Here is a 24,697-nt window from a genome sequence, read left to right on the forward strand (position 1 = left end):
CGCGCTCAGCGCAGCAGTCCGCGCAGCCGCGCCTGTTCCTGCAACCAGTACATCTCCTGCGCCCACAACCGCAGCCGCTCGACGGCGGCGAGCTCGCCGGCCAGAGCCTGCGCCACGGACGGCCGGCTCAGTACCTCAACGCCGACGGGCGCCCACGGCCAGGCGGCCTCCTCCTCGCAGGCTCGCTGGTAGGCGGCCCGCCGCAGGGCTATCTCGGCGAGGGCGAAATCGATCTGCTCGGAGAGCAGGTCGAGACGCGCAAGCAGGTCCGCGTCACGAACCCACGGACGGCCGCTATAAGCGGGCAATGGAGCGGGCCGCGCAGACATGTTGGGGGAAGGGTACGAGCCCGCGGACACCGGGAACAACACGCATCCCGAAACAGACCTCTGAGCTGCGGTTCATTCTTCCACCCGGCCGGAATCGGCGGCCCCCTCGGGGAGAACCCGGTGGACACCCGAGTCGGGTGAGACGACTGTCGGGACGTGAGCAACGGAGGTCCGAGGGTAACGCCTACGGTACGGCGTCCATGGTGCCGATCAGATCCGTAAGCCAGCCTGGGGGTCTTTCGGTGAGTCTCACACCACCCGTCCTGCTGATGGTGCTCGGTTTTCCACTCTTCGTAATGGCGGGGATGCTCATGATGGGCGGAATCGAGAAACGTCTGATCGGCTCCCGCGGGTTGCTCTCCCTGGTCACCGAGGACGGCACCGCCTCGGTGGGTGACTCCGGACCATCCGGTGCACGACCGTCACCCAGCGCACCCGCGGCCCTCAGCGCACCCGCCACCCTCAGCGCACCCGCCACCCCCAGCGCACCCGCGTCATCGGGCGATCGGACGTCACCGCTCATCGGCTGAGCCGTCTCCCAGCCAGCGGGATGCGGACAGTCGAGGGGGCGGTCAGCGGCGGCGGGATCCCCCACCGACCCGCAGCCGACCGTCGAGACCGGCCTCCCGCAACAACGCGGCGAACGCCGGCGTGGGTGCCTGGATCTCCAGACATGAGTGCACCCGGCGGAGCAGCAGATCGGCGCGGAGCAGAGCTGCGAGCCCCGGGACGTCGATCGAGCGCAGGCCCGCGACATCCACCGTGACCGTCCCCCCGCCCCGGCCGAGATGCTCGCCGATCTGCTCACGGAACCGGAGCCGCCCGGCCGTGTCGAGTTCCCCGGCGAGTTCGATGAGCACGTCCTCGCCTGTCCGCCGCACGGACATCCGCAAGGCTCCAGCATCCACCCGCATGACTTCCACCCCCCGATGTCGTCACCGCGCGGGGCCACCCCCGATCGATTACGCAGAGTAACATGCCTCGGTTGGCTGGATCCCCGGCGGGCGTCAGCCGGCCCGCAGACGCTTGATCAGAGCATTCGTCGAGCTGTCATGCCCCAGCTCCGGTTCCTGCTCGGACCCGAGTTCCGGAATGATCCGACCGGCCAGCACCTTGCCGAGCTCCACGCCCCACTGGTCGAAACTGTTGATCCCCCAGATGACCCCCTGGGTGAACACCTTGTGCTCGTACAGTGCGATCAGCTGACCGAGGGCGAACGGAGTCAGCTTCTGGGCCAGCAGGGTGTTCGAGGGTCGATTACCCGGGAAGGTCCGATGCGCAACGAGGTCCGGCGTGACACCCTCGGCGGCCACCTCCGCGGCTGTCCGGCCGAACGCGAGGGCCTCTGTCTGCGCCAGGAAGTTGGCCAGCAGCAGGGCGTGCTGGTCCACCCCGGCGCCATCCGCCGTGCCCACCCCGGGATGGTTCGGCCGGACGAAGCCGATGAAATCGGCCGGAACGATCGTTGTCCCCTGGTGCAGGAGCTGGTAGTACGCATGCTGTCCGTTCGTGCCGGGAGTCCCCCAGACGATCGGTCCGGTCGGCGTCGACACGGGCCGCCCGGTGAGATCGACCGACTTCCCATTGCTCTCCATGTCCAGCTGCTGGAGATAAGCCGGGAATCGGCCCAGGTAGTGGCTGTAGGGCAGCACCGCGTGCGTCGCTGTACCGAAGAAGTCGCGGTACCACAGGCCGATCAGACCGAGCAGAACCGGAAGGTTCCGCTCGAACGGAGCCGTCCGGAAGTGCGTGTCCATAGCGGCGAAACCGGCAAGGAACTCCCGGAAGTTCGGCGGCCCGATCGCGATCATCAGCGAGAGGCCGATCGCGCAGTCCACCGAGTACCGGCCGCCCACCCAGTCCCAGAACTCGAACATGTTCACGGTGTCGATACCGAACTCGGCGACCTTCTCGGCATTCGTGGAGACCGCGACGAAGTGCCGGGAAACGGCGTCCTCGCCGAGCAGGCCGGTGAGCCAGGACCGTGCGGCCCGCGCGTTGGAGATCGTTTCCAGGGTGGTGAACGTCTTGGACGAGACGATGAACAGGGTGCTGGCCGGATCGAGATCGGCGGTGGCCTCCCAGATGTCGGTGGGGNCGACGTTGGAGACGAACCGGACTTCGATCGACCGGTCGGCATAGTCGCGCAGGGCGTCGTAGGCCATGGCGGGTCCCAGGTCGGAGCCGCCGATGCCGATGTTGACCACCGTCCGGATCCGCTCACCGGTGGCCCCCAGCCAGTCCCCCGACCGCACCCGGTCGGCGAATTGGGACATCGCGTCGAGCACCCGATGCACGTCGGGGACGACGTCGACGCCATCCACCTCGATCCGGGTTCCGGCCGGGGCGCGCAACGCCACGTGCAACACCGGTCGGTTCTCGGTGACGTTGATTCTCTCGCCCCGGAACATCGCCTCGATCCGGTCCGCCAGCCCGGCGCGCCGGGCCAGCGCGGTCAGCAACTCGACGGTGCGCGCGGTCAGCCGGTTCTTGGAGTAGTCAAGATAGAGTCCGTCCGCTTCGGCGGCGAACGTCTCGCCACGCCGGGGATCGGCGGCGAACAGATCCCGCAGGGACACCTCGGAGATCTCGCGCAGATGCGTGGTGAGCGCCGCCCATTCCTCGGTCGCGGTGATGTCCAGCGGAGCCACCGGGGCAGCGGGCTCGGTTGTCGACATGACGTGGGATGCCCTTCCTCGCAGGTTCAACGTGTGCCGCAGTGCCCATCATCCGCACTGCGGCGGCGGCGGCGCTCGTCAGCCCCGTCGGCATGCCCGTGTCGCCGATCCGGCACGCCGGATCGGCCTGCCGGGGGTAGGGAATGGGGGGTCAGGGCCNTAGGATCACCAGGAATCCGACGAAGGGCGTCATTGCAGGCCAGGATGGTTCTCGGCGCACGGGTGGCGGTACAGCGGATGCCCGGCGTGGTAGCGGACGGATCTGGACCTTGTTGATAGATAAATCTCGGGTGGAGGCGGCGCTTCCCGGTTACTCCGTCGAGGGCGACTTGGGCCGGGGTGGCTACGGGCTCGTGCTGGCCGGCCAGCACCGGCTCATCGGCCGCAAGGTCGCGATCAAGATCCTGCTGGACACCTCCGACGACCCCGATCTGCGTACCCGCTTCCTGTCCGAGGCTCGGGTGCTGGCCGAACTGGATCATCCGCACATCGTGCGTATCCACGACTACGTGGAGCATGAGGGCACCTGCTTGCTCGTCATGGAGCTGCTCTCCGGCGGCACGCTCAAACAGCGGATGAGCTCGGGACCGGTCTCCGCCGAGACCACCTGCTCGATCGGGCTCGCGGCCGCGGCCGCCCTCGCCACGGCGCACGGCCACGGAGTGCTGCACCGGGACATCAAGCCGGACAACATCATGTTCGCCGGCGACGGGCTGCTGAAGGTGACCGACTTCGGCATCGCCAAGATTTTCGACGGAGCGGAGACCACCGCCAGCGCGATCCTGGGAACGCCGCGTTACATGGCTCCCGAGCAGATCATGGGGACGCGTCTCTTCCCGTCCACCGATCTTTACGCCCTCGCGGGTGTGCTCTACGAGATGATCGCCAACCGGCCGCTGTTCGGCCGTCAGATGGCGGTGCAACCGCTGACCCACCACCATCTGACGATCATGCCGGAACCGCTCACCATGGTTCCGCCACCCGTCTCCGCGGTGATCCTGCGGGCGCTGGCGAAGGATCCGAGCATCCGCTTCGCCGACGCCGCCGACTTCGCCCTGGAACTCGCCCGAGCGAGCAGCCGCGCGTTCGGCCCGACCTGGCTGTCCCGGTCCGACGTCAAGGTGCGGATCGACGACGAGATCCGGGAGGCGGCGCTCGCCACCTCGACCACCCCGCGCCCGCCGGCCGCCGGTCGACCGGGCTTCCCCGGTAGCCCCGGAGCACCCGGTAGTCCGGGCTTCCCCGGTAGCCCCGGAGCACCCGGTAGTCCGGGCTTCCCCGGTAGCCCCGGAGCACCCGGTAGTCCGGCCGGCCATCCGATGGGGGGATATCCACCACCGGGTGGGCCGGGCTGGGGTGGATTCCCGCCGGGCAACACTCCACCGCCGCGGTCGACCCCAGCGCCGCGGTCGCTCGGCCCCGGTTATGGCGGACCGGATGCCCCAGGCGGACCGGGTGCCCCCGGCGGTCCCGGCGGCCAGACGTACCGGCCCGGTCCGGGGGGACCGGTGCACGGGATGGCGGGGGTACCGCCGGCCGCCACCCGCCAGGCCGGGCACCAGTCGAGTCCGAACGCCCGTAACCGGACGCCGCTCATCATCGGAGCGGTCGCGTTCGTCGTCATCGTCGCCATCACCGTCGGCATCGTGGCAGCGGTGACGAACTCGGGCGGCGGCAGCCGCGGCGGTGACCGCGGCGGCGGCACGGCACGCCTCGCAACCGCCTACCGGGGAACGGCGCTGTCGGTGCAGGGCCTGAGCCCCTACAGCGTCGATGTCGATCCCGACGGCTCGCTACTCGTCTCCAGCCTCGCGACGGACCGCATCCAGAAGATCACCCCCGCCGGGGCGGTCAGCGACCTCGCGGGCACCGGAGCCGGCGGGATCAGCGGCGACGGCGGCCCGGCCACCGCGGCGCAGCTTGACGGGCCCGGATCGACCGCCCGTGACAAGGCCGGCAACATCTACATCGGGGACNCGAAGAACAATCGGATCCGCAAGATCAGCCCAGCCGGGATCATCACCACGATCGCCGGCACCGGTGACGCCGGTTACGGCGGCGACGGCGGCCCGGCCACCGCGGCGAAGATCAACAGTGCGGAAAAGGTGACCACCGGGCCGGACGGCAGCGTCTACCTCTCCGACTACGAAAACCACCGGATCCGCAAGATCAGCCCACAGGGGATCATTACCACGTACGTGGGCACCGGAGTCGCGGGTTACACCGGCGACGGCGGCCCGGCCACCGCAGCGAAGATCAACGGCCCGAACGATCTCCAGATGACCGACGACGGCACCCTCTACTTCGCCGACCTCGCCAGCGACACCATTCAGAAGGTGACCCCGGACGGGATCATCACCACCGTCGCCGGGACCGGTGAGGGGGGCTTCTCGGGTGACGGCGGCCCGGCCACCCGGGCCAGGCTGAACGTGCCGTCGCTCACCGTCGGCCCGGACGGCCGGACGCTCTACCTCGCTGACTACCGCAACCACCGGATCCGCCGGGTCGACCCGAACGGCGTGATCACCACGATCGCCGGCACCGGCGGCGAAGGCTCCGGCGGCGACGGCGGCCCGGCGACCGCGGCCCAGTTCAAGAACCCGAGCTCGGTCGCGGTCGACGGCAGCGGCGCGCTCTACATCGCGGACAACGGCAACGATCGGGTGCGCCGCATCGATCCGAACGGCACCATCACGACCGTCGCCCAACCGGGCTAGGGTGTCGCCGGTGACCTAGGGTGTCGCCGGTGACCTAGGCTGTCGCCGATGGCACGGATGGTCGGACGACTCGTGACGACCATCGTCCACTCCCCGGACTCGTAGCAGCCGTGAGGACTGACCGTGGATTACGAGCCTGACCGACGATCGGTGTTACGGACCGCCGCAGCCGGAGCCGGCGGGCTCGGGCTCGCCGCGCTCGGGCTCGGTGGCGGCCTGATGAGCGCCTGTCAGCAGGAGGACGCCCCCCACCCAATACCGACGGAGATCGACTGGCGCACGCTCGACGAACGACTGACCGGTCCGCTGCTGCGACCGACCGATCCGGACTACGCCGTCGCCAGCATGCTGTTCGACCCGGCTTTCGACGCGGTACGTCCGCAGGCGGTGGTCCGTGCCATGTCCGCGGGGGACGTCACGGCCTGCATCGACTTCGCCCGCTCCACCGGGATACATCTCGTCGCGCGGGCCGGTGGCCACAGCTACGGGGGTTACTCAACGACGACCGGGCTGGTCGTGGACGTGACTGCGATGGCGTCGGTCCGGCCGGGGCCCGACGGCACCGCGCTGATCGGGGCCGGAGCGCTGCTGATCGACGTCTACTCCGCACTCGCCGAGAACGGGCTGGCGCTGCCAGCCGGATCATGCCCGACCGTCGGCATCGCCGGGCTCGCCCTCGGCGGCGGCATCGGAGTGTTGAGCCGGCGCTACGGTCTGACCTGCGATCGGATGGTCTCCGCCGAGGTCGTGCTGGCCTCCGGGGAGACCGTGCGCACCGACGCCGACACCGAGCCGGACCTCTTCTGGTCGCTACGCGGTGCGGGCGGGGGCAACGTCGGCATCGTGACGTCGTTCACCTTCGCCACCCATCGGGCGACACCGTTGGCGCTGTTCACCTACCGCTGGCCCTGGGACGTGGCGGCGGACGTGCTCACCGCGTGGCAGGGCTGGATCGCCGACAGCGGCGGCGCGCCGGAGGACCTGTGGTCGACCTGCGTCGTGACCTCGATGCCGACGACCGGGGCCACCGGCAGCCCAGCCCTGCGGGTGAGCGGCGTGCTCGCGGGCGGCGCCGACGACACGCGGATCACGTGGCTGCGGGATCGACTCGCCGACCTCGTCGCCGCCGTCGGCCGGAGGCCCTCGAGCACCTTCGTCGCCCAGCGTGGCCATCTCGAGACGATGTTGCTTGAGGCGGGCTGCGCGGGCAAAAGCGTCGACGCGTGCCACCTGCGCGACCGGACGCCCGGAGGCACCCTGCCACGGGTGGCCCAACGGGCTGCCTCGGCATTCCTCACCGAACCGATGCCTGCCGGCGGGATCGAGACGATGCTCGCCGCGCTCGAGCGACGCCAGCGCACACCCGGGGCCGGTCCGGGTGGCGTGATCCTGGATTCCTGGGGCGGCGCGATCAACCGGGTCGGCCCGGGTGACACGGCGTTCGTGCACCGCAACACGCTCGCCAGCGCCCAGTTCGTCGCCGGCTACTCCGTCGACGCATCCCCTGCGGACAAGGAGGCTAACCAGAGCTGGTTGCGATCCACGGTGGCGGCGACGGCGCCGTTCATGTCGTCGTCGGCGTACCAGAACTACATCGACCCGGACCTCACCACCTGGGCCGATGCGTACTACGGGGCGAACCTTCCGCGGTTGCGCCAAGTCAAGCGCGCCTACGACCCGGACAACCTGTTTCGCTTCGCGCAGAGCATCGCGCCGTCCTGACGGTCCTGAGCGGCTCCGGCGGGAGCTTCCCCGGCCGGGCCCCGGCCATTGCCCCGGACAGCCACCCCGCGCCGGGAATCGAAGTCAACCGACCCGGGGTGGCATGCACTATTAGATCCGTTCACCCATCCGTTGCCTACTGCCCACCTATGGTCAGATCCCTGTCCATCCGCTGTCCCCCGGCCCCGCCACCGNGCAGTTCACTCATCGCTCCGGCGATTCATCTTGCGGTGACTACTCAAGGTGAGTACACACATGCTGTCGGTAACGCACCGACGTTGGTGTCCGTCTGGCCGTGTCGACTGGGTTTTCTGTGAGGTCCTCGATGAAAAAAATCTTCTGGCCGTATGGCGTCGGGCTGTTCGCCCTGTTCTTCGCGGTGACAGCACCGGGTAACGCCGCCGATGTGGTGCACAGCGCCGTCGGTGCGCTCGGTGGCGTGGCCGACGGGCTGTCCACCTTCGTGTCCCAGGCGGCTACCTGAGCGGAGCAACGGCACACCCGGAGTGTCCGGAGCAGGAAATCCGGATCAGGAACGCTGCCTGGCCAGCGGCCTGGTCACGGCCACGGTCCCACTCCAGTCCGAGATGTCGGATTCGACGACCCCCCACCGCGCTCCCTTGGCCGCGATGACCCGGCCGTCGCCGATGTACATCCCGACATGACCCGGCGCCTCGGCGGTGCCGTCGGTGCCCGGGGTGAACAGTAGGTCCCCCGGCTGCGGATCGACGCCCGCGACCTGCGGGCCGAACCGCAGCTGGTCGGTCGTCACGCGGGGGAGCTCGATGCCGATGCGGCGATACGCCTCCCGGACCAGCGACGAGCAGTCCCAGGCGTCGGGACCGGTCGCACCCCAGACGTAGGGCTTGCCGATCTGCGACCGCATGAAGGCGACCATCGGGGCGACCGAACCAGCGGGGATGTCGACGCCGAGCTCCAAGGCGTCACCGTACACCTGCGCCTGCGCGAGGATCGTGCGGACGTAGTTACGCGTCTCGGTGTACGGCGGAATGCCGGCGAAGGCGAGCACCGCGCCCGCTCCCGCGTTGTACGCGGCCAGCATCTTCTCCTGGGCCGCGCCGGACACGGAGGCGACCGAGGCCGCCACCGCGCAGTCGTACCGGGCCGCCGCGGGGATCGCGTCGGCCGGGTTCCACACGTCGCCCTGCCCGTGGGACGCCCACGTCCCGGGCATGAACTGGGCGATCCCCATCGCGCCCACGGGTGACCGGGCCCGCGGGTTGAAACCCGACTCCTGATGTAACTGGGCGGCCAGCAGGGCGGGAGTCACCTCGGCGCACCCGGCCGCGTTCGCCGCATCAATGATCGTCTGCAGGTACTCGGCCGGGATGCCGTCGGAGTTCCTGATGGTCCGGTTACCCCCGCCCTGATCCTGGATGAAGGGACCGGTGATGATCAGAATGAGGACGGCGACCAGCATGACGATGCCGCCGACGGCGAGGGCCATGCCCGCCCCCGTCCAGACCAGCCAGCGGGAACGCTTACGGGTGAAGCCGCGGGCCATCACGCCTCACCGGCCCGGTGCGTCACCGGCGACGCTCGACAGATCCGCACCGGCGACCCGCCACGTCCCGTCGGTCTGGCGCAGGAGGGTGAGCGCGGGGGTGGACAGCGTCACCACCGGGGCGGCGCCGCCCGCCGCCGTCTCGCGGCGCACGTTCAGCTGAAGCACCACCCGACCGGTGGCCGTCGTGTCGATCCCGCCCAGGGGCGTGGTCGCCAGCACGGTCACCCGCGAGTGGGTGCCCGCGGCGCGCACCTCCTGCCACGCCTGACCGTCCCCACCGGCAGCGGTTCCGGACCCCCCGGCGCCCGCGCCCCCGGCGCCCAGGCTGGCCGCGAAGTCCTCGGTGAGGCAGTCGCGGGCCCGCTCGACACCGGCTGCCGGGCCGGGGTCCGTCCGGGCGTCGAAGGACTGCCAGCGTGTGAAGCAGTCGGCGGCTACCGCCGACGGGTCCTTCCGGTCCACCTCGCCGGTTGGTGGCGCGGACGCGGTGGCCAGCGGCGGACCCGGCGCCTGACTCGCCCCGGGCGGTGGCCCCGTGGTGGCGGACGGGGCGGGAGACGGACCGGCAGTACTACCCGACACGCCGCATCCGGCCACGGTGACCACGGTGAGCAGCAGCCCGACGGCCAGCCAGGGGCGGGGCTTCACCGCGGCCGGCCGGAGCGAGGCGGCACCGGGGNGAGAGCGCTCATTCCCGACCGTCCAGCCAGTCCCGCACCCGCCCCCGACGCACCCGCCACTGGTGACCGACCTTGCGAGCCGGGATGGCCCGTTCCGAAAGCAGCTTGAGGACGGTGCTCTCCGACAACCGCAACCAGGCGACCAGTTCGTCAACGGTGAGCACTTCGTCGTCGTCGGAGGGTCGGGACGGCACGCCACCGGCCGACGTCGGCGCGAGCGGAGGGGGCGCGAGCGGAGGCGCCGCGGCGGCGGGCGCCGGTGTGCCGCGGGATGCGACGGTCGGTGACATGCCGGTCGAGCGGGCCGAGGCCGTGCGGACCCGGCCGGATGCCGCCGGAGCAGACCGGGCCGGGGCCGAGCCGACCGGGGATTTCGCGGGCGTCACCCCCTGCGGTGCGCCGGAGCGCTGGGATGGCCGAGGCGTCGCCATCGAGAAGCCGTCCTGCGCCACCGACGCTCCTTTCCCATCTGCCGCACGCACGGTGCCGTGTCGTCCAGGCCGCCCCCAGCCCGCCACGTCGCGGATCACAGCCAACCGTCCGCCAAACCGTCCGCCGGTTCGTCCCCTCAATCCGGACGGCACATCTCCGGTTCCGGAAGGTACACCGACCCACCCATGATGGGTAGCTTCGACCAGAGCTTGTCATACTCGAATGACTCGTGTTACATCGATCNGACCGCAGCCGAGCGCAGATAACAGTAAGTAACCTTAACTGGCACTAGCTAACCTTAGAAGGCCGGGAGGTCGACGGCGCGTGAGCGATGTGCCACAGGCACCGTACGGTGAGGAAGGCGACGCGCGGCCCGTTTCGCTCATTGGTGCCCGCATCCCCTCGTCGGTCTCCCCTCCCGACGGTCCGCCCATCCGGAACGATCAGTACATACGAGACGATCAGTACATACGAAACGATCAGTACGTACGGGACGAAGCAGCAGGCACCGAAGACGTAGAGTCACCNCCCCATTCACGATCCGGGCGCCGACGGCATCGACGGCGGGGCGGGACGGGNTCGCCGCAGCCACTCGACGAAGCGTGGCAGAGCGAGGCATTCCACCTCGATGATGCGACATCGGCGGCCCGTTCGGGTGCGGACCGTACAAACACGTCCGACGACACACCGCCATCGGTGCCGGGCGCCAGGACCGAGGCACCCGGCGCCGGGCCGGGCCGGGCGACCACGGGCGCGGACACCAGCTCCCGGCGCACCCGCGGCGCCGCTGCCCGGCGCGCCGGCCGCCCGTCGGCGATTCCGCCCCGTAACCAGGCTGATCCCTCCCGCCGTCCAACCCGGCCGGCAGATCCCCGCGGTTCGACCCCGATCCCCCCGGGCGCGGTGGAATCCTCGCGGAAGGCGGACACCGCCTCGGGTGGCAGCGCGCCGGGTGGCAGCGCGTCAGGCCGAGGCGTCAGCCCGGCCGCGAGTCCTGGTGCCGGTGGCGACCCAACTGCGGTACCACCACACCCGAACGGGCCATTGCCTGCCCCGAACGGGCCACGCGTCCGGCCGCCGCGCGCCTCCGCGCCCCGCCATCCGCAGCCTCCGCGGCCGACACCGGCCGCGCCGACGGATGCGGCGCCGATCAGCGGCCCGACCGATCCGCCGACGGCAACCGTTCCATCCGCCGCGGCCAGCCGGCCAGCCGCGGCCGGCCCGATCGAGGTAACCGGCCCCGGGGATGCGCAGGCCCCTCCCACGGACGATCCGGTCCCCTCCGAATCGTCCGTCCCGGGCCACGTCTGCGCGGTGCCGGTCACACCGCCGGTCGCCCGCTACACGCCGGCCGCGCCAGCCGCGCCGGCCGCGCCAGCCGCGGACACGAAGCAGCCGACGGCTCCAGTGCTCCCCCCCGCGCAACCGCAGCCGGATCCGGCGTCTCGATCCACCCCCGAGGCCGCGGCGGCAGGCGGCCAGACCGTCTCGCGTCGCCGGCCGTCGTCGGACGGTCGGCTGTGGCCGTGGCAGGAGCCGTGGGCCGGCGTGCGCGATCTCGAGCCATGGGAAGAGATCCCGGTACGGCTCTCTCTGCGCGACCGGGCCCGTATCCCGTTGCCCGGTTCGTGGCGGATCGCGGTGACCTCGCTGTTCCCCTACTCCGGGACCACCACCCTTGCCGGGGTCGTCGGGCTGACCCTCGCCGGGGTGCGGGCGCAGCCGGTCCTCGCGGTCGATCTCTGGCCGGGGGAGTCTCCCGGGGGGGCGCCATCGTCGCCTGTGGGCGCCGGCACCGAGGACGAGGACGAACCACGCGGTGATCCGCTCGCGATCCGGGTCGGCGCGGCCGGAACGACGACGGTCGCCGACGTCGCCCGCCGGCAAGCCTCCGACAGTACGGTGACCGATCTACCTCTGATGATCAGCGGTCGTCCCGCAGGCAGCACCAGGGACCTCGACGTGCTTCCCGTGCGACGCGGTGTTGGCGGAGGATCCGACCGGCACGGCGGCGGCGGTTCCGGCGACGAGGCGGCCGCCGTCGTCCCCGCGGACGACACCGTCGCCCCGACCGGACTGCGGTCCGTGCTCGGCCTGCTCGCGCATTCCTATCCGCTGGTGCTGGTCGACGCGCCGGCCAAGGCACCGCTGACGCCTGCGGCGCTCCAGGCCGCGGACCTCATCATCCTCGTCACACTCGCGACCGCCGCCGATCTGGAGGCGACACTCACCGGACTGCGTACGTTGCGGGACGCGGCGGGTGGTGGCTCAGCCAGACACGGCGGGCCGATGATCGTGGCAGCCATGATTGCGCCGCGCCGGGGCCGTCCCTCGCCCCGGACCCGCGCGGCGGCGGCCCGGCTCGGGCGCCAGGTCGACACGCTGATCCGAATCCCGTACGACGCCCGGCTCGACCCCAGCAGGCATACTCCGGTGCGGATTCCTCGACTACGCCGACGTACTCGCCGCGCCTACCTCCAGCTGGCCGCGGCCGCCGTGGAAGCCCTGTTCACTCTCGCGAAAGCCGAGGTCACGGCTGCTGCGGGCGCTGTCGATCAGCCGGGGGCTGCGGCCGGCGGCGCCGTGGAAGCGGTCACCACCCGTGCAGATTCTGGCGCTTCCGGCGGCCCACGAGCGACTACCGAGGATCACCCTGCGGCGCAGGGCGTATCATTTGGCGACCTACGGTCACCAACGGCACCCACAAGGATCGCCGGACCGGATCGGCNGGGCGNCCCCCCGCCTGTGGGAAAGGAACCGAGATGATCCTGGACGCCGCCGCCGTCAAGGCGACCGTTGTCCTCGCTGAGGTACAGGTCAAACCGGATGACTCCAAGGCGCCTGGCATCAATGCTCTGAAAGACCTGGTCAACGGCCTGGCGGCCTATGCGGTGATCGCTGCGGTCGCCGCTGTGCTACTGGGCGGTATCGCATGGGCACTCGGCGAACGGATGGGCCTCGAACGCGCGTCGATGGTCGGCAAGAGCGGTGTGATCGCAGGCTTCGGTCTCGCATTCCTCGTCGGTGCCGCGGCAGCCTTCGTCAACTTCTTCCTTGCCACCGGTGCAACGGCCACCGCACCCGACCCTAACCCGGCTGGCCAGCGTCAACCCGCCGTAGAGCTCACCGTTGCCGTTGACCCCGGCGTGGTCCATGACCCATCGTCAACGCTCTTCTGACCTGTTCCCCGGATACCAGCGGGCGGACATTGCGATGATGACCGTGCCGTCTTGTGAGGGGAGTGGGCGTTGGTAAGCCTTGTGGAGTGGGCGGCCAGACGCCTGATCATCATCATCGTGACCACTGGCACGGTGAGTGTGATCGGCGGATTGGTCATCGGCCGTTACGTGGTCCCAGACAATGGTTCGAATGGCCCGGATACCGCGTCCGTCGCGCCGCAGACCTCTCCGAGCGCTACCCCGCCCGGAGTGACGCCGACGCTGGTCCCCTCGCCGAAACCGTCCAGCCAACCGGCCAACACCGCCGCCCCCACCTCAGTCCCCGGTGTCCCCACCCGGATCAACGAGTTCGGTATCCCGGTCGGCTACCCCCACACCGAAGCCGGCGCCGTCAGCGCCTGCGCCAACTACGATGCTATTACTGGAAATCTCCGAAATCGTGAACCTTCCCGCATAAGAAGCATGTTCAATTCGATTTCCGNGACACCCGAATCGGCGAAGCGGCTTTCCGAAATGATCATTTCGAATGACATGGAAAGCGCAAAAGCATACGGCGCTTCATCCATTCAATCTCCCAACTTCACTCTAATTGGACGCATCGCCGGATATGCGGTTCGCTCCTACGATGAGAATAAGGCCGATGTCACCCTCTGGGGAGCCGTCGCATTCGGCATCTACGGAAATCAAAACCCGAATCTCGCCCCACGGCAGGGTTGGGGAACCGACTATTGTCAGGTCGTATGGAGTTCGGGAGACTGGAAACTTAAAGACGAAAAAGACGGCCCTTCAGAACCCGCCATCACCGAACGCGCAGCTGAAAATTTCAAAGAATTTCTATTGGTCGGAGCTGGAACGTGACCGAAGATAAGGAAGTTCTGGCTGTATCGCTTAGTTCACTCAACCCGCTCAACCCCATCAAGGATGCGATAGCGGGGAGTGCGGATGCGTACTTCAACTCGACAGGCAAGGCCTTCTGCGGCATGGCGGCGGACCTGTCCAGCTCCGTATTCAGCTTCGCGGCGCAGAAGACGACCATCAACCTGAATGCCGACTACGTCGTCCAGAACTACAACATCGCGTTTGGGGTGGCGGTCCTGATCGTCACCGGCCTGTTCATCTGCGCCTGCATCATGGGCGCCGTGCGCGGTGATCCTCACATCTTCGCACGCGCGCTCGCCTCCACCGGCACCGCGATCCTCGGCTCGTTCGTCGCACTCACCCTGCTACAGATGGTGCTCACCGCCTCGGATGGGATCGCCGACGCCTTCGGTGACGGGAAGCCACTCGGCTCGGCCCTGGTAACCCAACTGCGGGCCCTACCGGAGCAGGGGAACTTCGCACTCGACATCGTGCTGTCGCTGCTGGTGGCGTTGTTCTCGTTTGCGCTCTTCGTGGTGCTGTACATCCGCAAGGTCGCGATCATCGTGATGGCGGTGTTCATCCCGGTGTATCTGGCCGGGCAGCCGACGATGTCCACGAGCGCCTGGATCAAGCGGGCGACCGAGATCCTCTTGGCGCTGATTTTCGCGAAGCCGGTTATTTACGCGATTTTCACACTCGGTGCCGGTGTGGCAAGCGACTCGAGCGGCTCCACAGTCGATCAGACACTGACGATCCTCGGCGGGGCCGTGGTGATGATTGCGGCGGTGTTCGCTCCCTTCGTCCTGCTGCATCTGATGGGATTCGCCGACATCCACCTGATGCGCGCCGTCGGTTCGGCAGGTCGGCGCAGTGCGGCGTCGTTCGGCCAAGGGGCGGGTGCGTTGCTGGGATCGACGTCGCGGGAGACTTTCCGCGGAATCGGCGCACGGCTGCAGACCCGCAACCGCGGCATGCTCGGCGACGCCGGTGGCGTCGGTGGCGTCGGCAGCGAGCCCGCGCTGCCCCGGCCAGCCGGGCTACGGACCGGTCGTGGCAGCGGCCTCGGCGCTCCGGCGGGCACGTCATCCCGGACGGGTGCCGCCACGGCCGCGGTGCGCGGCTCGACGGCCGGCCGGCCCCGGGCCGGCGGTGGCAGTACCCGGCAACCGGCAAGAGCCGCCACCCCCACCAGGGCGACGGTCACGGTCGGCAGCAATTCCAGGCCGGTCGGCGCCACGAGGACGATGCGCCCGGGTTCCGTCACGGGCGGGGCACGCGGGACCGGTCAGGCCACGAGGCGGGTNCCCGTGCCCCCGCCGGCGTCCCGGCCTCCGAAGATGACGGCGGCGGTGCCGCCGTCCCGCACCGGCGGCACGTGAGTAGTTGAGTGGCGAGGTAGCGAGGTAGCGAGGTAGTCGATGATCGCGGAACGCAGTTACCGCTTCGGACCGCTGGAACGCGGCGGAGTCATGCTGGGCATGCGCTGGCCGCAGCTCGGCCTGATGATCGGCGTGATGCTGTGTGTGCTCGGGGCACTTCGCTCTCCGCTCCTGTTCATCCCACTCTGGGTACTGGTGGGAGTAACGCTCCTGTTTGTTGCGTTCGTCCGGGTGGAGGATCGTAATCTCGACCAGTGGGTGCCGATCCTCTTCGGCTTCACGATGCAGAAGGTGACGGGCGAAACGGTGTTCCGTGGCGCGTTCTTCCGGCTGGGCGCCGGGGAGGACCAGCTCAGCCGAACGGTCCTCCCGGGGCCGCTGTCGTCGCTGGTGATGTTGTCCGTACCGGTCGGCGGCGGCCGGTACGTGGCGGTGGTAAAGGATGCCAAGCAGCAGACCTACACCGCCGTCCTGCAGGTGCAGGGTAGCCAGTTCGCCCTGCTGGAGTCCGGTGACCAGCAGGCCAGGGTGGACGCCTGGGGGGAACTGCTGGCCGGACTGACCGCCGGGGGCGGCAAACTGTCGCGCATCCAGTGGTTGGAACGCACGTTGCCCGACTCCGGCGACCAGCTTCAGCGGCACTGGCGGGTCCGCGGGCATCACGACGACTCCTGGGCCGCCGACGCTTACCAACAGGTCATCGACGCGGCGGGTCCGGTGGCGCAGCGACACGAGACCTACCTCTCGTTCCAGCTTCGGACCAGGGACGCCCGGCGCGCGATCCAGCGGGCCGGGGGCGGTGACCAGGCGGCCTGCGCCGTCCTGCTCGGCGAACTGCGCACGATGGAGGCGGCTCTCGCCCGTGCGTCCATCAACACGGTCGGATGGCTGCCGCCACGGGCGCTCGCCGCGGTCATCCGCACCACCTACGATCCGTACTCGATCGAGATGATTGACGCGCGGGGTGGTGCGAGTACGGACCTCGCCGGGGGCCTGAAGGGGTTGGCGTCCGGCATCGACCCGGCGGTCGCCGGCCCGGTCCGGGCCGTCACCGCCTGGGACCACTACCGCACCGACTCTGGCTTCCACACGACGTACTGGATCAATGGCTGGCCGCGTGTGCCCTCCCCCGCCGCGTTCCTCGCTCCGCTGCTGATGGAGACGACCTGTCGGCGGACGGTTTCACTGATGGTCGAGCCGCTGCCCGGCCGGAAGGCGGAGAAGGCGGTGAACCGACGGCGGATGGCGCACCTCGGTGAACAGCAGATGCGGGACAAGGTCGGGAAGGTCACCACCCAGCGCGACGTGGCCGAGGCCGACGAGGTCGAACGCCGCGAGCAGGAGCTGATCGCCGGATTCGGCGCCTTCCGCTTCCACGGCTTCGTCACGGTCTCCGCCGACGACCTCGACGGGCTCGCCGACGCCTGCGGTGAGGCCGAAACGCTGGCCTCACGCAGCCGGTTGGAGATGGTGCGTCTCGTCGGCGAGCAGGATCAGGGCTTCAGCGTCGGAGCGCTACCGTTGGCGGTGGGGGTTTCGTGAGCTCAGCACACGACGACGCCTCGGCGCGCGGGTACCCGGTCCCGACCGGCTACCCGACCGGCGGCTATCCGGGTAACAACTATCCGGGTAACAGCAACACGAGCCATGGCCAGCCAGGCAATGGCCAGCTGAGTAACGGCTATGCGGGCAACGGCTATGCGGGCAACGGCTATGCGGGCAACGGCCATGCGGTGGGCGGTTACGTGCCGGCCGGCTATCCAGCCGGTGAAGCCGTGGCCGGTCACCCCGAGCGCGCCGACAGCAGCCCCGGCGGCCCCGACGACGAGGGCCCCGACGGCGACTTCGGCGACGGCGACTTCGACGACAGCGACTTCGACGACAGCGACTTCGACGACCCGCCCAGCTACGACGAGACCGGTTACGACCCCGACGGCTACGAGGCGGCGGACTACGAGGCCACCTCCCACGACCCGGGACGCGATGCCGAGGGCTATGTGGACCTCGGCGGCGGTCCGCGGCGGCGGCGCGAGGGACGCCTATCCGCGGAGCCCCCCCGGCGCAGCCGGCGCGCGGAACGGGCCGCGGCGGCCACCGAGAAGGCTGCGATGCGCCGGGCCCAGATAGCCCTGCGCCGGGGCGCACAGCCGCCACGGCTGTTCGGGCCGTTCGGCGGGCGAACGTTCCACAAGCTGCGGCTTCCCGCGCACATGGAGACGACGGCGCAGATCGCCGGCATCTACCCGTTCGTCGTCGACTCCGGCCTGGCCGCGCCCGGCATGTACATCGGTCGGCACGTCTGGTCCGGGAACTCGTTCGACTTCGACGTCTTCGAGCTGTACCGCCAGCAGGTCATCGAGAATCCGAACTTCGCCGTGTTCGGCGCGGTCGGCTCCCGCAAGTCGGCGCTGCTGAAGACGCTGATCTCGCGAGGGGCGGCGTTCGGCTACCAGGCCGCCGTACCCTGTGACCCGAAGGGCGAGTACACGCGGCTGGCTCGGCGCCTCGGCTGTGAGCCCACCTACATCGGGCCCGGCATGGCCACCCGGCTGAACCCGCTCGACGCCCCACCCCGTCCGATGGGCATCGCCGACGAGGACTGGGCCCGTGAGGTGAAGCGGGCTCGTTCGGCGCTGCTGTCGTCCCTGATCGAGACGGCGAAGGGGGTGCCGCTCACCCCGGCCGAGCACACCGCGGTCGACCTGGCTCTCGACGTCGTGACCCGGCAGATCACCGGGGCGTCCCCGGACCGGTGGGCAACCCCGATCCTGCCGCACGTGCTGGAGGCGATGACGGATCCAACCGAGGAGGACTGTGTCAACCTCCCGATGACCGCGACCGAGCTGCGCGACGCCTCCCGGGATGCCACGCTGACCCTGCGCCGGCTCACACACGGCGCGCTGGGCGGTCTGTTCGACGGGCCGACCACCTCTCCCCTGGACTTCGACCGTCCGATCGCCGTGCTGAACCTGGAGCGGGTCCAGGGCAGCGATGAGATGATCGCCCTGATCATGACCTGCGCGCAGGCGTGGATGGAAGCGGCACTCATGCGCCAGGACGGCGTGCAGCGCTACGTCGTCTACGACGAGTGCTGGCGGCTGATGCGGTTCGCCGGCCTCGTCCGCCGGCTGTCCGCCCAGCAGAAGCTCGCCCGACAGTGGGGATGCGCGAACGCGATCGTCGCCCACCGCATCTCCGACCTGCTGTCCGCCTCGCCGGACTCGGTGGAGATCGCCAAAGGCCTGCTCGCCGAAACCGCGATCCGGATCCTCTACAAGCAGGCGTCCGATCAGATCGCCGACACGCAGGCCGCGCTCGGGCTCACCGACGTCGCCGCCGACCTGCTCCCCAGGCTCGACCCGGGCTACGCCCTGTGGCTGATCGGCGCCCGCGCCTTCTACGTCGAGCACGTCGTCGGCGACCTGGAGATCCCCGTGGTGCTCAACGGCTCGAAGATGCACGGCGAGGTCGACGACACTAACCTGACCCCCGACGATCTGGATCCGGCCGAGCTGGACCCGCCGGATCTCGGTCCCGGCCGGCTGCGCCGGATGGCCGACGAACTCCTCGGCGACCGGGAGCTCGCCGGCCGGGAGCTCGCCGGCGGCCCGGCCGTCCCACGGGCCGCCGNCCTCANGGGNGGGTTCGGTTACCCGCCTGTGGAGCCCAGTCCCAGCTCCACCGGCTGACGATCCCCGGGGATCTCGCCGCGCCGGCAGGGCGGCCCCGTCAGCGTTGGAAGGTCACCCGCAGCACGGCCCGGGCGAGAGTGTGGAAGGTGAGGTTGAAGCCGACGACGGCCGGTGAGACCTCGTCGTTGATCTCTAGTTTCGGCACGTCGACCGCGTGGACGGTGAAGATGTACCGGTGCGGTACGTCGCCCTGCGGCGGCGCGGCCCCGCCATACGCCTTGGAGCCCCAGTCGCTGCGCACGTGATACGCGCCGGCGGGCAGGCCGGTGAAGTCGCCGCTGCCCGCGCCGCGGGGAAGTTCGGTCGCCGCCGCGGGGATGTCCACCAGGACCCAGTGCCAGAATCCGCTGCCGGTGGGCGCGTCCGGGTCGTAGCAGGTGACGACGAAGCTCCTGGTCTCGGCGGGCTGACCGGACCAGGCCAGCTGTGGGGAGATGTCGGCGCCCCCGGCGCTGGTGTGCACCTGATCGGACGGAACGACTCCACCGTCGACGAGGTCCGTACTGGTCACGGTGAACAGCGGTTTGGCGGGCAGCACGTCGAACGGGTCGGGGGGTGTACCGCGGTCGAGCAGGGACATCTACCATTCCTTCCGTTACGCCATTCGATGACATTCCCGAGACGGAACCGTCGCTTGCCGGCTCTACGCTTCTCCGCGATGAAACCTCATCCCGAAGGTGCGCCGGGCCGTCGGCATGCGGTTCCAGACAACCTGGTGAGGTCCCGGTGAGACTGGTCACCGCCATCCTGCGTCCACATCGCATCGATGACGTACGCACCGCCCTTGAGACCTTCGGTATTCAGGGTATGACGGTCAGCCAGGTGACCGGATTCGGCATCGAACTGTGGCGTACCCAGACGTATCGCGGGCAGACCTTCCACGATGAGTCGGTGAGCGCCGTGCGGGTCGAGTGCGTCGTCGCGGACTGCGACGTCGAGGACGTCATCGAGGTGATCCGGAGATCGGGCGGATCGGCGGCCAGCGGAGCCGGCAAGATCTGGGTCCTTCCCGTCGACGCCATCGCCCGCGTCCGCACGGGGGAACGCGGGCCGGACGCCTTGTGAGTCCGGACGCCTTGTGAGTCCGGACGCGACCGGCTGCGGTCACCCGGCTGCGGTGACGGTGACCAGCAGACTGCACCGACCGTGACCAGCTCGATTGCCGCGATCGCTCGATGGTCCCCAAGGCCACGGCACCACCCATCAATAGTGAGACGATCGTCATACAAACGATGCTTTCGGTGTGCGACCAGCGACTGTTCCCACCTTTGGGTGACGAGGAGAGGCGACAATGACCCGTTGACCCGATACGGTTGACGGGTCCCGGCGGGCGTCTCGCCGACTCCCCCCGTATCGGTGCGGAGCCCGCCGGGACCTGTCCTCGCGACTTGGCCCGCATCGCAGGTAACCGTTCGCGCGGCCGCGATGACCATCGGGGTATCCCGATCGGCCTCGGTCTTCTCGATCGGCCTCGGTCTTCTCGATCAGCCTCGGTCTTCTCGATCAGCCTCGGTCAGTCCCGGCGTCTGACGTTGATGGGCGACCGAGTGACGCCCGCCGCCGCGGCGTGGCCGTACCGCGAAGGTCTCAGCCTCGTCGGCGACCGGGGCACTCCCGCCGAATCCAGCGGAGCCCTCCCGCACGGCACCGTTCCCGGCCCGCTTCCTACGGCGGGCCCGGAGAAATTCGAAAGCAATGGGAAGCACCGAGACGACGACAATCAGAATCAACATCGGCTCAATGTTGTTCCGTACAAAGTCTATCTTGCCGAGGTAGAAACCCAGAACCGTGATGCCGCAACCCCAGACCACCCCGCCCACGATGTTGTAGGTGATGAAGAGGCGGTAGTTCATCCGGCTCACGCCGGCGATAACCGGAGTGAAGGNGCGGACCACGGGAACAAACCGCGCCAGGATGATGGACCGCGGCCCGTACTTCTCGAAGAACTCGTGTGCCTGCTCGACGTACTCCTGTTTGAACAGCCGCGAGTCGGGGCGTCGGAACAACGCCGGACCGACTCTTCGACCAATTAGGTAGCCGACCTGGTCGCCAGTCACCGCGGCGAGCCCGATCAGGACAGCCGCCACCGGCAGCGGGGTGGAAAGCTCGTCGCGGGCGATCAGCATACCCACGGTGAACAGCACGGAGTCACCCGGGAGGAAGAACCCGACCAGTAGGCCGGACTCCGCGAAGACGATCAGCAGAACGACAGCCAGGCCCGCTTTGGCCAAGCTGTCCGCGCTGAGGACGCCAGGGCCGAGAGCGAGGGTGTTCGACGCGAATGCATTCACTATCGCGGGCCTCCGACAGGCTTTGACGACGGGTTGGACACGTCCGTGAGACCGCGGCAACCGTCGAGGGACCGCCACCGCACCCGCCCGAGGACACCGTAAGGGTATCGAGCGCTCTCCCGTCTCCCACCGGGCACCCGCAAGAGTGGCTCCCCGGCGTCCCGGGCGCGTCCCGGCAGGTTGCGGCATGCCCGGGTGCGCCCGGTACGTCCCTCATAGGTTCCCCACCATAGGTGCCCGATCATGAGTTTCCGATCATGAGTTCCCAAATTGTCCAGTGCAGCGATCCGCCGCCAGTCAAGATCTGGCCGGCCCAGGTGGACCGCCGACGTCGATGGCCGGATGTGCCTCATTAGGCTTAATTCGTGCGTTATCGGCGGCCAAGCCAGGATCAGCGGCCTGTTGTCCCGAGTGATCCGAGTGATCCGAGTGATCCGCCGGCCTGGCCGGATGCGTTAACGCCACGGACCCCGCGCTCCCGGCCGATGCGGTCAGCGCGGTCAGCGCGGTCAGCGCGGTCAGGGAGACCGACGCGACCGGCTGCGGGGGCCACCCCTGTCGGGGCGCACCGATGCCCTTCCCACCCGGTCCGTACCCCGCTGCTCATGGTCCTGCTTCTGCTCGGGCTCCTGCTCGGACTGCTGCCCCTTGCGGCCTGCGGAAAGCGGGATGGCAACGACGGATCATCCCCCGCAATCAGTGCCGGCGGACCCGATGAGCGAGGTGCATCGTTACCACCGGGAACCCGCGGGGAAATTCTGTCCAGTCAGGTGGTCGCGCCGGCCCCGACCGGCATCCGGGCGTGGCGGGNGATGTACCGATCCCACGCGACGTCGGGCGTCGACATTCCGGTGTCCGGGATAATCCTGGCCCCGGAGGAGAACGTTCCGGTTCCGCCGGGCGGCCGAAGAATCGTCGCGTTCGGGCATGGCACCACGGGCCTCAAGGATGCCTGTGCACCGTCGGCGGCACGACCCGCGCTGATCGCCGCCGCCTCGACTTTTCCGCTCGTCCGGGCCGGTTATGTCGTGGCCCTCACAGATTATCCGGGGCTGGGGAGTCCCGGCGAACACGCGATCTATGTTGCCGAGCCGGAGGGCAGGGCCGTGCTTGACGCGGCGCGCGCCGCCGCCGCCCTCAAGGCGACCGGTGCCGGTCGCGACGTCGTCCTCTGGGGCTATTCGCAGGGCGGCCAGGCGGTGTTGGCCGCCGGAGCGATTGCCGCCGCCTACGCACCCGAGCTACGGATCCGGGGAGTCGTCGCAACCGCCCCCCTGGCCGACCTGCCGGCGTCCCTCGCCACCTTGCAGCACAATGCCGACGGGGTCGCCTATGTCCTGCTGGCGATGATCGGGCTGTCCGTCGAGGACCGGACGATCAACCTGGACCGGGTACTCACCCCGACCGGCCGGCGACTGCTGTCGATCGCCCGCGACCGCTGCGCCACCGACCTCATCAGGGCAAGCATCGGTACGTCCGTCAGCACCGCCTTTACCGTCAATCCACTGGATCATCAGCCATTCGCAGCCGGATTCGCCCGGCAGCGAGAGGTGGCCCTGCGGAAGATGGCTCCGACCCTCGTTCTCCAGGGCGACCTCGACCTGGTGATCCGACGCCCGGTGACCGACAGCGTGGTCACCGGGCTGTGCCGGAAGGGCACGACCGTGGACTACCGGCGTTACCCCGACGCGGACCACGGCACCGTCCTCGGCGCATCGATGGCCGAGCTCACCGCCTGGGTCGCGCAGCGCTTCGCCCCGCACCCGCCGCCGGTCACCGACATCTGCGAGATGCGCGCAGCTCGGTTCGGATAACCCGTCCCCGGCTAAACGGGCCCGTCCCCGGCTCACGGCAGGGCCCGGCTCACGACAGGGCCTGTGGACAACCGTGCGCCCGAGCACACCCTGCCCATCTATGGGGACCGTCAGGTGGCTGATCCGGTAGCTGATCGGGTAGCTGATGTGGAAAACGTCGCCGCCCGCTGCCCATGGCGACACACCCACCCTGTGGATAAGTCCGCGGGCGCGGTGCAGAGCCCCCTCGGGTCGCACTGCCCCGAGGCGATAAGCGATGAATCCGCTCACCAGCACCCACGACGGTGACCGACGAAACCGCCGTCGTTCTCCCACCCCGGGCTGTGTGGAGCACCGTCGACCGACCGTCCCTCGACCTTCCACTGACCGTCCCCACCGTGCCCATCAACGGCGAAGGGGCAATCCGGCCACCAGCACCAGGCCAGGTGACCGGCAGAACCGTCAACCATCGTCCGGAGACGGGCAGCGTGGGCACGGGCGGCCAAAGCCGATGGACCCTGCCCGAGCTGGTTGATCGTCAGCTCATATCGCTCTTGCCCGGGTGGGGCATCGTCACCTGAGCACGGCCCCGTACCGCCTGGGGATCCCGTACCGCCTGGAGATATCGCCCGCACGCTGCCCATGGGAGGGCAGCCATCGGAGGGCAGCGTGCGGGACCGGTGGAACCCGCGGAATCCGCCGACGCCGTGCTCGGCCAACTCGGCGACTGCGGCGGAGATCACGCGAGTGTCGATCGTCGTATCCCGGGGCCGTCCCCGTCGCGGTCGGTCGAGCTCACCGGTCTTCTCCTCCGCCGTCCGCTCAGGCTAGGCGGGAATCGAAGGTGTGGGCCGCGAAGTTTTTAGGGCACCAGTTTGGTTGCATAAATGTCACAGGCTCTCCGGAGCTTCGGCAACACCTGATGCACGGAGGCAACCATGGCGAACACGATCTACTCCGCCACCTCGACCGCCTGGGGTGGACGCGACGGACNGGTGGTGTCCAGCGACAACCGGGTCGACCTCCAGCTCTCCGCCCCGAAGGGCCTCGGTGGTGACGACGGACCGGGCACGAACCCGGAACAGTTGTTCGCCACCGGTTACGCGGCGTGCTTCCATGGCGCGCTCAAGGCCATCGCGCGCGAGAAGAAGATCGATATCAAGGACTCGGCGGTCTCCGTGACCGTCGGGCTGATCAGGAACGACAACGGCAGCCTGGGGCTGAGTACGCGGATCGAGGCACAGATCCCCGGCATCGAGCGGGCGAGCGCCCAGGAGATTCTGGAGGCCGCGCACGCCCTGTGCCCATACTCCGTGGCCACCCGGGGCAACATCCCCTCCGAGGTGGTCCTCGTCGAGAGCGACTGACCCGGCTCCCCTGCTCACCGGAAGATCCCCGCGCGTGCGGGGACGACGC

At 69.4% G+C, this 24,697-nt stretch carries 20 protein-coding genes; 12 read left to right on the forward strand and 8 right to left on the reverse strand.

What is annotated here, in order from left to right; all coding sequences use genetic code 11:
• Nucleotides 1-5: 5 nt before the first annotated feature.
• On the reverse strand, nt 6-329 hold the full coding sequence (locus ALLO2_RS00365; RefSeq protein WP_011434523.1) for a hypothetical protein: 324 nt from the start codon (nt 327-329) through the stop codon (nt 6-8).
• A gap of 242 nt (nt 330-571) precedes the next feature.
• On the opposite strand from ALLO2_RS00365, the gene ALLO2_RS00370 reads away from it, so the two are divergent.
• On the forward strand, nt 572-859 hold the full coding sequence (locus ALLO2_RS00370; protein ID WP_035728991.1) for a hypothetical protein: 288 nt from the start codon (nt 572-574) through the stop codon (nt 857-859).
• A gap of 42 nt (nt 860-901) precedes the next feature.
• On the opposite strand, the gene ALLO2_RS00375 is transcribed toward ALLO2_RS00370, so the two are convergent.
• Together ALLO2_RS00375 and pgi are read right to left on the reverse strand one after the other, a co-directional pair.
• The gene (locus tag ALLO2_RS00375; RefSeq protein WP_011434522.1) at nt 902-1,243 is read right to left on the reverse strand and encodes an STAS domain-containing protein; all 342 of its coding nucleotides are present in this window, start codon (nt 1,241-1,243) and stop codon (nt 902-904) included.
• A 93-nt stretch (nt 1,244-1,336) separates the two neighbouring features.
• Nucleotides 1,337-3,007: a glucose-6-phosphate isomerase gene (pgi, locus tag ALLO2_RS00380; RefSeq protein ID WP_035728993.1), complete on the reverse strand. Its 1,671-nt coding sequence runs from the start codon at nt 3,005-3,007 to the stop codon at nt 1,337-1,339.
• A gap of 269 nt (nt 3,008-3,276) precedes the next feature.
• Here pgi and ALLO2_RS00385 point away from each other — a divergent pair, with 269 nt between their 5' ends.
• The 3 genes from ALLO2_RS00385 to ALLO2_RS26130 all read left to right on the forward strand — a co-directional run bounded on the left by ALLO2_RS00385 (nt 3,277) and on the right by ALLO2_RS26130 (nt 7,930).
• Nucleotides 3,277-5,724 (forward strand): protein kinase, encoded by a 2,448-nt coding sequence (locus ALLO2_RS00385; protein WP_035728994.1) that lies wholly within the window; start codon nt 3,277-3,279, stop codon nt 5,722-5,724.
• A gap of 123 nt (nt 5,725-5,847) precedes the next feature.
• Nucleotides 5,848-7,446: an FAD-binding oxidoreductase gene (locus ALLO2_RS00390; RefSeq protein WP_011434519.1), complete on the forward strand. Its 1,599-nt coding sequence runs from the start codon at nt 5,848-5,850 to the stop codon at nt 7,444-7,446.
• A 325-nt stretch (nt 7,447-7,771) separates the two neighbouring features.
• The gene (locus tag ALLO2_RS26130; RefSeq protein ID WP_023840589.1) at nt 7,772-7,930 is read left to right on the forward strand and encodes a hypothetical protein; all 159 of its coding nucleotides are present in this window, start codon (nt 7,772-7,774) and stop codon (nt 7,928-7,930) included.
• Nucleotides 7,931-7,975: 45 nt separating this feature from the next.
• Here the strand turns inward: ALLO2_RS26130 and ALLO2_RS00395 are convergent, their stop codons facing one another.
• The 3 genes from ALLO2_RS00395 to ALLO2_RS26825 all read right to left on the reverse strand — a co-directional run bounded on the left by ALLO2_RS00395 (nt 7,976) and on the right by ALLO2_RS26825 (nt 10,106).
• Complete coding sequence (locus ALLO2_RS00395; protein ID WP_011434517.1) at nt 7,976-8,971, reverse strand: NlpC/P60 family protein; 996 nt, start codon at nt 8,969-8,971, stop codon at nt 7,976-7,978.
• A 6-nt stretch (nt 8,972-8,977) separates the two neighbouring features.
• A complete protein-coding gene (locus tag ALLO2_RS00400) occupies nt 8,978-9,622 on the reverse strand; it encodes a hypothetical protein (protein WP_023840588.1) in 645 nt (214 codons plus the stop codon).
• Between the two features lie 40 nt (nt 9,623-9,662).
• Complete coding sequence (locus tag ALLO2_RS26825) at nt 9,663-10,106, reverse strand: helix-turn-helix domain-containing protein (RefSeq protein WP_023840587.1); 444 nt, start codon at nt 10,104-10,106, stop codon at nt 9,663-9,665.
• A 2,742-nt stretch (nt 10,107-12,848) separates the two neighbouring features.
• Here ALLO2_RS26825 and ALLO2_RS00415 point away from each other — a divergent pair.
• The 5 genes from ALLO2_RS00415 (at nt 12,849) to ALLO2_RS00430 (ending at nt 19,194) form a co-directional block, all read left to right on the forward strand.
• Nucleotides 12,849-13,265 (forward strand): DUF6112 family protein, encoded by a 417-nt coding sequence (locus ALLO2_RS00415; RefSeq protein ID WP_011434514.1) that lies wholly within the window; start codon nt 12,849-12,851, stop codon nt 13,263-13,265.
• 117 nt (nt 13,266-13,382) lie between these two features.
• Nucleotides 13,383-14,123, forward strand: a complete 741-nt coding sequence (locus ALLO2_RS23785; RefSeq protein ID WP_232234809.1) for a hypothetical protein — start codon at nt 13,383-13,385, stop codon at nt 14,121-14,123.
• Nucleotides 14,120-15,505 carry a hypothetical protein gene (locus tag ALLO2_RS00420; protein WP_023840583.1) on the forward strand — a complete coding sequence of 462 codons (1,386 nt, stop codon included), beginning with the start codon at nt 14,120-14,122 and terminating at the stop codon, nt 15,503-15,505. The genes ALLO2_RS23785 and ALLO2_RS00420 overlap by 4 nt, the downstream gene beginning before the upstream one ends.
• A 39-nt stretch (nt 15,506-15,544) precedes the next feature.
• Entirely contained in the window at nt 15,545-17,047 is a 1,503-nt protein-coding gene (locus ALLO2_RS00425) for an SCO6880 family protein (RefSeq protein ID WP_023840582.1), read from the forward strand.
• Entirely contained in the window at nt 17,044-19,194 is a 2,151-nt protein-coding gene (locus ALLO2_RS00430) for a conjugal transfer protein TraC (RefSeq protein ID WP_035728996.1), read from the forward strand. The genes ALLO2_RS00425 and ALLO2_RS00430 overlap by 4 nt, the downstream gene beginning before the upstream one ends.
• 40 nt (nt 19,195-19,234) lie before the next feature.
• Here the strand turns inward: ALLO2_RS00430 and ALLO2_RS00435 are convergent, their stop codons facing one another.
• Nucleotides 19,235-19,777: a YbhB/YbcL family Raf kinase inhibitor-like protein gene (locus ALLO2_RS00435; protein WP_011434509.1), complete on the reverse strand. Its 543-nt coding sequence runs from the start codon at nt 19,775-19,777 to the stop codon at nt 19,235-19,237.
• Nucleotides 19,778-19,923: 146 nt separating this feature from the next.
• Between ALLO2_RS00435 and ALLO2_RS00440 the strand changes: the two genes are divergently transcribed.
• Nucleotides 19,924-20,262 (forward strand): P-II family nitrogen regulator, encoded by a 339-nt coding sequence (locus ALLO2_RS00440; protein WP_011434508.1) that lies wholly within the window; start codon nt 19,924-19,926, stop codon nt 20,260-20,262.
• A 419-nt stretch (nt 20,263-20,681) separates the two neighbouring features.
• Here the strand turns inward: ALLO2_RS00440 and ALLO2_RS00445 are convergent, their stop codons facing one another.
• Complete coding sequence (locus ALLO2_RS00445) at nt 20,682-21,488, reverse strand: DedA family protein (RefSeq protein ID WP_035728997.1); 807 nt, start codon at nt 21,486-21,488, stop codon at nt 20,682-20,684.
• A 605-nt stretch (nt 21,489-22,093) separates the two neighbouring features.
• Here ALLO2_RS00445 and ALLO2_RS00450 point away from each other — a divergent pair.
• Both ALLO2_RS00450 and ALLO2_RS00460 read left to right on the forward strand, forming a co-directional pair.
• Nucleotides 22,094-23,302 carry a lipase family protein gene (locus tag ALLO2_RS00450; protein ID WP_035912299.1) on the forward strand — a complete coding sequence of 403 codons (1,209 nt, stop codon included), beginning with the start codon at nt 22,094-22,096 and terminating at the stop codon, nt 23,300-23,302.
• A 917-nt stretch (nt 23,303-24,219) separates the two neighbouring features.
• Nucleotides 24,220-24,648 carry an organic hydroperoxide resistance protein gene (locus ALLO2_RS00460; protein ID WP_035728999.1) on the forward strand — a complete coding sequence of 143 codons (429 nt, stop codon included), beginning with the start codon at nt 24,220-24,222 and terminating at the stop codon, nt 24,646-24,648.
• Nucleotides 24,649-24,697 lie beyond the last annotated feature (49 nt).

This window comes from Frankia sp. Allo2 (assembly GCF_000733325.1).
Taxonomy (GTDB): domain Bacteria; phylum Actinomycetota; class Actinomycetes; order Frankiales; family Frankiaceae; genus Frankia; species Frankia casuarinae.